The 9,309-nt window shown below is 51.5% G+C and carries 12 protein-coding genes; 11 read left to right on the forward strand and 1 reads right to left on the reverse strand.

What is annotated here, in order from left to right; genetic code table 11:
• From NMC31_RS25350 to NMC31_RS25390, 10 genes are all read left to right on the forward strand, one after another.
• Positions 1–1,837, forward strand: a 1,837-nt coding sequence (locus NMC31_RS25350; protein WP_253899370.1) for a VirB4 family type IV secretion/conjugal transfer ATPase, incomplete at its 5' end; no start/stop codon positions are given.
• A 17-nt stretch (positions 1,838–1,854) separates the two neighbouring features.
• Entirely contained in the window at positions 1,855–2,568 is a 714-nt protein-coding gene (locus NMC31_RS25355; RefSeq protein ID WP_001749960.1) for a TrbJ/VirB5 family protein, read from the forward strand.
• A gap of 7 nt (positions 2,569–2,575) precedes the next feature.
• Positions 2,576–2,803 carry an IncN-type entry exclusion lipoprotein EexN gene (gene eexN / locus NMC31_RS25360; RefSeq protein ID WP_001749959.1) on the forward strand — a complete coding sequence of 76 codons (228 nt, stop codon included), beginning with the start codon at positions 2,576–2,578 and terminating at the stop codon, positions 2,801–2,803.
• A gap of 15 nt (positions 2,804–2,818) precedes the next feature.
• Complete coding sequence (locus tag NMC31_RS25365) at positions 2,819–3,859, forward strand: TrbL/VirB6 family protein (protein WP_001749958.1); 1,041 nt, start codon at positions 2,819–2,821, stop codon at positions 3,857–3,859.
• 100 nt (positions 3,860–3,959) lie between these two features.
• Complete coding sequence (locus NMC31_RS26220; protein WP_071882546.1) at positions 3,960–4,088, forward strand: conjugal transfer protein TraN; 129 nt, start codon at positions 3,960–3,962, stop codon at positions 4,086–4,088.
• Entirely contained in the window at positions 4,078–4,776 is a 699-nt protein-coding gene (locus tag NMC31_RS25370) for a VirB8 family type IV secretion system protein (protein WP_000646594.1), read from the forward strand. Before NMC31_RS26220 ends, NMC31_RS25370 begins: the two co-directional genes overlap by 11 nt.
• 10 nt (positions 4,777–4,786) lie before the next feature.
• Entirely contained in the window at positions 4,787–5,671 is an 885-nt protein-coding gene (locus tag NMC31_RS25375; protein ID WP_000735066.1) for a TrbG/VirB9 family P-type conjugative transfer protein, read from the forward strand.
• The gene (gene virB10 / locus NMC31_RS25380; protein ID WP_000101710.1) at positions 5,671–6,831 is read left to right on the forward strand and encodes a type IV secretion system protein VirB10; all 1,161 of its coding nucleotides are present in this window, start codon (positions 5,671–5,673) and stop codon (positions 6,829–6,831) included. Before NMC31_RS25375 ends, virB10 begins: the two co-directional genes overlap by 1 nt.
• A 41-nt stretch (positions 6,832–6,872) precedes the next feature.
• On the forward strand, positions 6,873–7,868 hold the full coding sequence (locus NMC31_RS25385; RefSeq protein ID WP_000128596.1) for an ATPase, T2SS/T4P/T4SS family: 996 nt from the start codon (positions 6,873–6,875) through the stop codon (positions 7,866–7,868).
• Positions 7,868–8,401, forward strand: a complete 534-nt coding sequence (locus tag NMC31_RS25390; RefSeq protein ID WP_000792636.1) for a phospholipase D family nuclease — start codon at positions 7,868–7,870, stop codon at positions 8,399–8,401. The genes NMC31_RS25385 and NMC31_RS25390 overlap by 1 nt, the downstream gene beginning before the upstream one ends.
• Before the next feature lie 173 nt (positions 8,402–8,574).
• On the opposite strand, the gene NMC31_RS26225 is transcribed toward NMC31_RS25390, so the two are convergent.
• Positions 8,575–8,880: a DUF6710 family protein gene (locus NMC31_RS26225; protein ID WP_011742557.1), complete on the reverse strand. Its 306-nt coding sequence runs from the start codon at positions 8,878–8,880 to the stop codon at positions 8,575–8,577.
• A 248-nt stretch (positions 8,881–9,128) separates the two neighbouring features.
• Here NMC31_RS26225 and NMC31_RS25400 point away from each other — a divergent pair.
• On the forward strand, positions 9,129–9,309 hold a 181-nt coding region (locus NMC31_RS25400), incomplete at its 3' end, for an ArsR/SmtB family transcription factor (protein WP_000365429.1).

Consider the following 9,309-nt stretch of genomic DNA (forward strand, 5'->3'; position numbering starts at 1 on the left):
TGTTTGCCGTGATCGTATCCGTGAGTACATCATGGACAACCGCCCTGTTAGCTCCCTGTGGGGGGATGTTGTCCAGATCAGAACGGTAGATCACAACTTCTATACCACCGGCATTGAATTTCGTGAATACGAAGAAGATACAGAGCCAGGCCAGCTTAACATGCTTAAAGAAGCCGATTTTGAATACCTTCTGACGCAGAGTTTTTCTTGCCTCTCTGAATCTTCAGCTAAAACGTTTCTGACGCATCAGGAAAAATCTTTGCAGGAAACGCGCGACCGTGCGCAAAGCCAGCTGGCACAGCTTGGTACTGCGCTCGATATGCTGACGTCCAGAGAGTTCGTGATGGGCTACCATCATGGAACCGTGCATGTCTGGGATAATGACCAAAACGCGGTACAGCGCAAAGCGCGTCGTGTGAAGGTTATGCTAACCGGCTGTGGCGTGGTTGGCGGGACTATCAGCCTGGCCTCTGAGGCTGCATATTATGCGAGACTGCCTGGCAACCAGAAATGGGCGCCGCGCCCGGTTCCGATAAACTCATGGAACTTCCTGCACTTCAGCCCGTTCCACAATTTTATGCGTGGCAAGCCTGACAATAACCCGTGGGGGCCAGCGCTGACCATGTTCCGCACGATCAGCGGTACGCCACTCTATTTTAATTTCCATGTGACCCCGCTTGAAGAACTTTCCTACGGTAAACGCCCGCTGGGCCATGCGTTAATAACGGGTATGTCGGGGGAAGGTAAAACCACGCTGCTTAACTTCCTGCTGGCGCAGTCAATGAAGTACAACCCGCGGCTTTTTGTTTATGACCGTGACCGCGGTATGGAGCCGTTCATTCGAAGCGTTGGTGGCTACTATAAAGTTCTGCAACAGGGTATGCCGTCCGGGTTTGCCCCGCTTCAGATTGAACCGACCAAACGCAATATTGCCCTCATTAAAAACCTGTTCCGCATTTGTGTGGAAACCACCAATAACGGGCCTATCAGCGCAACGATGGCTACCGAACTGGCTGAAGGCGTTGATGCGGTTATGGGGGAAGGCTCACTTATTCCACGCGAGGCGCGCACCGTTACTATCCTGGACGGGTACGTGAATGAAGTTGTGGAAAATGGCGTATCACTGAAAGGGCTGCTGCGCGAATGGACGCGCGAAGGCCAGTATGGCTGGCTGTTTGACAATGATAAAGACAGCCTGGATCTCAGCGCGAATGATATTTTTGGCTTCGATTTATCCGAGTTTATCGCAGCCAAAGAGGAAGTATCCAGCCCGGCCCGTACTCCGCTCATGATGTACCTTCTGTACCGGGTACGTGACTCCATCGACGGCAAACGCCGCGTCATTCAGTGCTTTGACGAGTTCCACGCCTACCTTGACGATCCGGTTATCGAGCGTGAAGTTAAGCGTGGTATCAAAACTGACCGTAAGAAAGACGCTATCTATGTGTTTGCCACGCAGGAGCCGAACGATGCGCTGTCCAGCCGTATTGGCCGCACGATCATGTCGCAGACCGTCACAAAAATCTGCCTGCGCGATCCGGAAGCTATCCGAGAGGATTATGCCTTCCTTACTGATGCTGAATACGACGCGCTGATGTCGATTACCGAACACTCCAGACAGTTCCTGGTTAAACAAGGGCAACAGTCTGCGATTGCTTCTTTCAATCTCTACCCTCGCAACAGCGACGATATTGATGCAGATATTAAGACAATGGACAACGTTCTTAGCGTGTTGTCCGGTGAACCACAAAACGCCGAAATTGCGCATGAGCTGGTTGAACGGCTCGGTAATGACCCTGAAGTATGGCTCAAAGAATACTGGCGCCTGACGGCTTAACAACGAGGCAAAACACCATGAAAAAAACACTGACGGCAGTATTGCTGACCACCGGCCTGATTCTGGGAGGCGCGCAAAGCGCTTCCGCAGGCATCATCGTGACCAACCCTACTGAGCTGGCTAAACAGGTCGAGCAGCTTCAGCAAATGGCGCAGCAGCTGGAGCAGCTTAAAAGCCAGCTGCAAACGCAGAAAAATATGTATGAGTCGATGGCAAAGACAACCAACCTGGGCGATCTGCTGGGGACGTCTACCAGCACGCTGGCAAATAATTTGCCGGACAACTGGAAGGAGATCTACAGCGACGCCATGAACTCCAGTTCTTCCGTCACGCCTTCAGTTAACAGCATGATGGGCCAGTTTAATGCGGAAGTTGACGACATGACGCCCAGCGAAGCAATTACCTACATGAACAAAAAGCTGGCTGAAAAAGGCGCTTATGACCGCGTTATGGCAGAAAAAGCCTACAACAACCAGATGCAGGAACTAACCGATATGCAGGAGCTGACGGAGCAGATTAAAACGACTCCAGACCTGAAATCGATTGCTGACTTACAGGCCCGTATCCAGACGTCACAGGGTGCTATTCAGGGTGAGCAGGCGAAGCTGAATCTGATGAACATGTTGCAGCAGTCACAGGACAAGCTATTACGTGCGCAGAAAGAACGTGCCACCCACAATTTTGTTTTTGGAACCGGCGGGGACGTTACCGCGTCACCTTCAATTAACTGAGGTAATTATGAAAAAACTACTGCTTGTTATCCCTTTCCTCCTGGTGGCCTGCGATGCCTCGCATGACGTGGAGTGGTACAAAAAACATGAGAAAGAGCGCAAGGCAACAATTCAGGAATGCAAGAAAGACGCGGATGAACTTCAGAAACCTGATTGCAAAAACGCGCGCGAAGCCGATCGTCAGCTGTTTGTGTTCGGCAAAAAAGACGGCGAAATCAATTCACCGAAAATTTAGGAGTAAGGAGGCAATATGGCATTCACCCTAGTCGCAGACATTTTCGCAAAAGTAGACGGGGCGATTACGTCAATGGTGAGCGCCAATGTTGCCACCATTATCTCTGATGTAACGCCTCTGATTGCCACCTGTCTGACAATCAAGCTGATGGTTCAGGGGATGTACTCAGCGTTTAATCCGGGGGCGGGCGACAGCCTGAGTTCGCTGATTAAAGAGTATCTTTCCATAGCCCTTATCCTGAGCTTTGCAACGGCGGGCGGCTGGTATCAACAGGAACTGGTCAACGTGGCGCTTCACCTGCCGGATGATTTTGCCGGGATACTGTCTGCCCCTAATAAAGTCGGTGCAAGTGGCGTACCGGCGATTATTGATAGCGGTATTGAAAAAGGTATCAAGATCGTCAACACCGCATGGGAAGCCGCAGACGTGTTTTCATCGAGCGGCCTGGCCGCGTATGCCATTGGCGGCATTATGATGATTGCTACCGTTGTGCTGGGCGGCCTCGGTGCGGGCTTTGTGATCATGGCTAAGATCCTTCTGGCCGTTACGCTTTGTTTTGGCCCGATTGCAATCTTCTGCCTGCTGTGGGGAGCGACAAAAAACATCTTTGCTCGCTGGCTGGCGTCGGTCATTAACTATGGCCTTGTCGTCGTCATTCTTGCGCTCGTGTTTGGTTTCATCATGCAGATGTTCGACAACCTCCTGTCCTCGATGAACTCTGATGCCGCTTACTCATCAATCACTGGTTCTATCTCCGCCTTATTACTGACGGTCATTTCCGTTTTCGTTCTGTTCCAGATTCCGCAAATTGCCGCCAGCTGGGGTAGCGGTATCAGCGCCGGAGTTGCTGACGCCGCACGCTCTACGGGTTCTTCCATGCAGGCGCTTGGCAATATGGGCAGCCACGGCATGTTTGGCGGTAATGCGTTCAGAGGCGGTAACAGTGGCGGCGGCCAGCAATCGGCAGGTGGAGGAAGTGGCAGCAACAGCGGAGGAAGCAGTGGTTCTAATTTAAGTGGTAAGGCAAGGGGCAGTCGCGGGAAGAAGGCTGCATAAAATTAAAACAAAAGTCGTTGAAATTGCAATTTCGGCGACTTATTATAATTAGTACGTTCAACAACCGATAATGGATGCCGTAATGCGCAGCTTATTGCTTATGGGAGTTCTTCTGATTAGCGCCTGTTCCAGCGGGCATAAACCGCCACCGGAGCCGGACTGGAGCAACACCGTTCCAGTAAACAAAACAATCCCGGTTGATACGCAAGGTGGTGCAAATGAAAGCTAATAAAAAAACAGGGCTTACACGTGAAGCCATTAAAGAGTTCAACGAAAGCCGTAAAGGGCTTGAAGTTGATCTGATGGATGAAGTGCTGAAGTCCCGGCGTACCGCCTGGATGGTTGCCACCGGTTCAGCGGTGGTAACTGTTTTTGCACTCTCTTTAGTTGGTTACGTGGTGCATAAGTACAGCCAGCCAATCCCCGCACATCTGCTAACGCTCAACGAGGCCACTCACGAAGTACAGCAGGTCAAGCTGACCCGCGACCAGACCTCTTATGGTGACGAAATTGATAAGTTCTGGCTGACACAATATGTCATTCACCGTGAGAGCTATGACTTCTATTCAGTTCAGGTCGACTATACGGCCGTTGGCTTAATGTCCACGCCGAACGTGGCAGAGTCTTACCAGAGCAAGTTCAAGGGCCGCAACGGTCTTGATAAGGTTCTGGGCGACAGTGAAACGACCCGCGTGAAGATTAACTCTGTGATCCTCGATAAACCGCACGGCGTAGCAACGATACGCTTTACTACGGTTCGCCGCGTGCGCAGCAATCCCGTTGATGATCAGCCGCAGCGCTGGATTGCCATTATGGGGTATGAATATAAATCGCTGGCGATGAATGCTGAGCAGCGTTATGTCAACCCGCTGGGTTTCCGCGTGACGAGTTATCGCGTCAACCCTGAAGTTAACTGAGGGCTGCCCCATGAAAAAACTACTTCTTTCAGCAGTCGTTTTGTCAGTCCTGGGAGGCGCGGCCACTAACGTTATGGCGCTTGAGGTTGGCCGCAATTCTCCTTATGACTATCGCATTAAAAGCGTTGTTTATAACCCTGTTAATGTGGTCAAAATTGACGCTATCGCCGGTGTGGCTACCCACATTGTTGTCGCGCCTGACGAAACCTATATCACTCATGCTTTTGGCGATTCTGAAAGCTGGACGTTTGCGCACAAAATGAACCATTTTTTTGTGAAGCCGAAACAGGCCATGAGTGATACCAACCTGGTGATCGTCACCGATAAGCGCACCTATAACATCGTCCTCCATTTCATCGGTGAAGAAACGAAGAAAAATGCAGACGGTACGGTATCAAAATCCTTTATTGAAACGCCGTGGGCTGTGCGCCAGGCCGTTCTTCAGCTGACCTATGAATATCCGTTTGAGCAGCAGGAAAAAGCCAAAAGCGCGGCTGATAAAAAACGCATTACGCAGAAGCTGAAGCAGACGGCTTTTGCGGGGGCGAAGAACTATCAGTACGTAATGAGCGAACAGCCTGAAATGCGCAGCATCCAGCCGGTTCACGTCTGGGATAACTACCGCTTTACCCGGTTTGAGTTTCCGGCCAATGCGGAGTTACCGCAGGTCTACATGATCTCGGCCAGTGGCAAAGAAACGCTGCCTAACTCTCATGTTGTGGGTGAGAACCGCAACATCATCGAGGTGGAAACCGTCGCTAAAGAGTGGCGTATTCGTCTGGGCGATAAAGTCGTTGGCGTTCGTAATAATAATTTCGCACCGGGCGCCGGTGCGGTAGCAACCGGTACGGCTTCCCCGGATGTGCGCAGGGTTCAAATTGGGGAGGATAACTGATGGCCCGTAAAAGTGTCGATGTAGATCAGGAACTCGATGAAAACACCGGAGACGGTGAATTTGAAAGCGAGCGTGGCGGATTTAAAGGCAGTAACCGCCGTTCGGCTCCTGGTATGAAAGCCTTTGTCATACTGATGGCGCTGCTTGCTTTGGTATTCATCGGGATTACGGTCATGGGTAAAATTCGCACCCCGGCTAAAGCTGAAGCTGATAAAGACGGTGGTAAAGCGCAACAGGCCAATACACTGCCAAACTACAGCTTTAACAGCGATCCTGATGTTAATAAACCTGCAACTGCGCAGAATAGCGCCACTGATGCCCGTGCTGTGCAGGCTGCCGCACAGGCAGATGCAGATGCGGGCAGCAGCAATACCGCCGCGCGTACCTCTAATAAGCGTAAAGAACCTTCGCCTGAAGAACTGGCTATGCAGCGTCGTCTGGGCGGCGAGCTGGCCCAGACTAATCAGGCGGCTACAAGCAATAGTCCCGGAGTGCAGCCCCAGGACAACGAAACAAGCGAAGGTAGTTCAGCACTCGCTAAAAACCTGACTCCTGCAAGGCTGAAGGCTAGCCGCGCTGGAGTCATGGCTAATCCCAGCCTGACTGTTCCGAAAGGCAAAATGATCCCCTGTGGTACCGGCACCGAGCTGGATACCACTGTTCCGGGTCAGGTTTCCTGCCGGGTTTCACAGGACGTTTACTCAGCTGATGGACTCGTTAGGCTGATTGATAAAGGCTCATGGGTTGACGGGCAGATTACCGGTGGTATCAAAGACGGCCAGGCGCGCGTGTTTGTTCTCTGGGAGCGTATCCGCAATGACCAGGACGGGACAATCGTTAATATTGACAGTGCCGGAACGAACTCACTCGGCAGCGCGGGGATTCCGGGCCAGGTGGATACCCATATGTGGGAGCGTCTGCGTGGTGCGATCATGATTTCGTTGTTCTCTGACACCTTAACGGCGCTGGTTAACCAGACGCAGAGTAATAACATTCAGTACAACAGCACAGAAAACAGCGGTGAGCAGCTGGCGTCTGAAGCACTTCGCTCTTACATGTCTATCCCCCCTACCCTCTACGATCAGCAGGGTGATGCGGTGAGCATTTTTGTTGCCCGCGACCTCGATTTCAGCGGCGTTTATACGCTCGCAGACAACTAAAAAAGTGGGCGCTTAGCGCCCGCTTTTCTTCAGGAGTAATCATGACTGATGCAGCTTTCTATCAACTTGGCCCACTGCGCGAGTATTTAGAAGATCCTACTGTTTTTGAAATTCGCATTAACTGCTTTCAGGAAGTTATCTGTGATACGTTCAGCGGCCGCAGGGTTGTGCAGAACGCGGCAATTACGGCAGATTTTATTAGGAACCTTGCTAAATCGTTGGTGAGCAGCAACAAGCTGACCATGCAGGCCATTAATGACGTGATCCTGCCTGGCGGGATCAGGGGCGTTATCTGTCTGCCCCCTGCGGTGATTGACGGTACAACGGCCGTAGCGTTTCGTAAGGATTTGGCGGCCGATAAAAATCTGGAGCAGCTGACCAGCGAGGGGATTTTCAGTGACTGCCGGAAGATTACCGGCAGCAAGCAAAGCCTAACGGATGATGATTTTTTCCTTAAAGAGCTGCACAGCAGCGAAAAATGGCCCGCATTCCTGCAAACCGCCGTTGAGAAGAAACGCACTATCGTGATCTGCGGTGAAACCGGGTCGGGGAAAACGGTACTCACGCGCGCGCTGTTAAAATCGCTACATAAAGACGAGCGTGTAATTATTTTAGAGGACGTTCACGAAGTCACGGTCGATCACGTTGTAGAAGCCGTTTATATGATGTACGGCGATGCAGGAAAGATCGGCCGCGTCAGCGCCACTGATGCCCTGCGAGCCTGTATGCGTCTGACACCGGGCCGTATCATCATGACTGAGCTTAGGGATGATGCTGCGTGGGATTATCTTAAAGCACTTAATACCGGCCATCCAGGCGGTGTTATGTCAACGCACGCTAACTCTGCGCGCGATGCCTTTAACCGTATTGGGCTGCTTATCAAGGCGACCCCTATCGGCCGTATGCTCGATATGAGCGATATTATGCGAATGCTCTACTCCACCATTGACGTTGTGGTGCATATGGAAAAGCGGAAAATCAAAGAAATTTATTTTGACCCTGAATATAAAATGCAGTGTGTGAACGGGAGCCTGTAATGAAAAACTTAGCAACCTGGCTTCTGGCCGCAGCATTTACGACAGCCGCCCTGCCCGCCTTTGCGGTGGAACCATCCGTTCAGGTTGGCTACTCGCCTGAAGGAAGCGCCCGCGTTCTCGTCCTGAGCGCCATTGACTCCGCAAAAACCTCGATACGGATGATGGCTTATTCTTTTACCGCCCCGGATATTATGAAGGCACTGGTAGCAGCCAAAAAACGGGGAGTTGATGTGAAAATCGTAATTGATGAAAGGGGCAATACGGGGCGCGCCAGCATTGCGGCCATGAACTACATAGCGAACAGCGGCATCCCTTTGCGTACTGACAGTGATTTCCCTATCCAGCATGACAAGGTGATCATCGTGGATAATGTGACCGTTGAAACTGGCAGCTTTAATTTCACCAAAGCGGCCGAAACGAAAAACTCGGAGAATGCGGTGGTGATCTGGAACATGCCTAAGCTCGCTGAATCATTCCTCGAACACTGGCAAGACCGCTGGAATCGGGGGAGAGACTACCGTTCCAGCTACTGAATACTGACCGCCGAAAGGCGGTTTTTTTTGTTCAAAGAAACTGATCTCAGTATCGCGCACGGGGCAGCTGGCCAACGTCGCCGGCATCGCGCCGGCAAAAATCGAAAAACAGAAATATCAGCAAGATAGCTTAAACAGGTGTCGGGAAATTTCGTTGAGATATTTTGAAGGAATCACAGTGTAAGCAGGCGGCCTATTTCAAAAAAGGCGGCTGTACGGTAGTCACTGACTCTCTCGCAGATCTTCCCGCTCATGTACCAGTAATACCCGTCAGTGCTGACAATATCGAGCAAATACCGCATATCATAAACCGTATCGGGTATTACCTCACCCTCACCGGCCAGAACGCCGCTGGCAATAGAATGGTTCCCTCCTCGTACAAAGCCTATCCGCCAGGGCAACCACAAAGTAACGCGGTGGTTAATATCCTGTACCCACGGATTGCCCTTAGCGCTGCCTATATGGGGTCTGAGGTCCAACCATGCGAAAAACCACGTTAAGAAAGCAACCTTCTGAAAAGGCGACGTTTATCAGTTTTTTTTCCGGCCATAAAGGGGGCGGAAATTATTCCCTGCACGGGTATTCGCAAGGATTTCGGTAGTGCTCTGGCTCTGCCCCCCATAACCTGGCGGACAGAGCATGATTGGGAAAGCGGTACCCTCACGGCAGAAACGATTGACGCAGGCTATATTTCTATTATTCTGGAAATATAGATAAAGGAGGTATTATGGATTTAAACACTGCTGCAAACGCACTTCGAGAACTGGGCCACCCGACACGTCTCAGCATATACCGGGAGCTGGTCAGGGCGGGTCATGAAGGCCTGCCGGTTGGCGAACTGCAGAAGCACCTTGAGATTCCTGCCTCCACGCTCAGCCATCATCTTTCAGCGCTGATATCCGCTGGAC

Origin of the sequence: Pseudocitrobacter vendiensis, assembly GCF_943590815.1 — a bacterium.
Lineage (GTDB): Bacteria > Pseudomonadota > Gammaproteobacteria > Enterobacterales > Enterobacteriaceae > Pseudocitrobacter > Pseudocitrobacter vendiensis.

Excerpts from the sequence above, each read along its gene's own strand:
- eexN (WP_001749959.1), top strand. The coding sequence starts at position 2,576 with ATGAAAAAACTACTGCTTGTTATCCCTTTCCTCCTGGTGGCCTGCGAT.
- NMC31_RS25385 (WP_000128596.1), top strand. The coding sequence starts at position 6,873 with ATGACTGATGCAGCTTTCTATCAACTTGGCCCACTGCGCGAGTATTTA.
- NMC31_RS26220 (WP_071882546.1), top strand. The coding sequence starts at position 3,960 with ATGGGAGTTCTTCTGATTAGCGCCTGTTCCAGCGGGCATAAACCGCCA.
- NMC31_RS25365 (WP_001749958.1), top strand. The coding sequence starts at position 2,819 with ATGGCATTCACCCTAGTCGCAGACATTTTCGCAAAAGTAGACGGGGCG.
- NMC31_RS25375 (WP_000735066.1), top strand. The coding sequence starts at position 4,787 with ATGAAAAAACTACTTCTTTCAGCAGTCGTTTTGTCAGTCCTGGGAGGC.
- NMC31_RS25370 (WP_000646594.1), top strand. The coding sequence starts at position 4,078 with ATGAAAGCTAATAAAAAAACAGGGCTTACACGTGAAGCCATTAAAGAG.
- NMC31_RS25390 (WP_000792636.1), top strand. The coding sequence starts at position 7,868 with ATGAAAAACTTAGCAACCTGGCTTCTGGCCGCAGCATTTACGACAGCC.
- virB10 (WP_000101710.1), top strand. The coding sequence starts at position 5,671 with ATGGCCCGTAAAAGTGTCGATGTAGATCAGGAACTCGATGAAAACACC.
- NMC31_RS25355 (WP_001749960.1), top strand. The coding sequence starts at position 1,855 with ATGAAAAAAACACTGACGGCAGTATTGCTGACCACCGGCCTGATTCTG.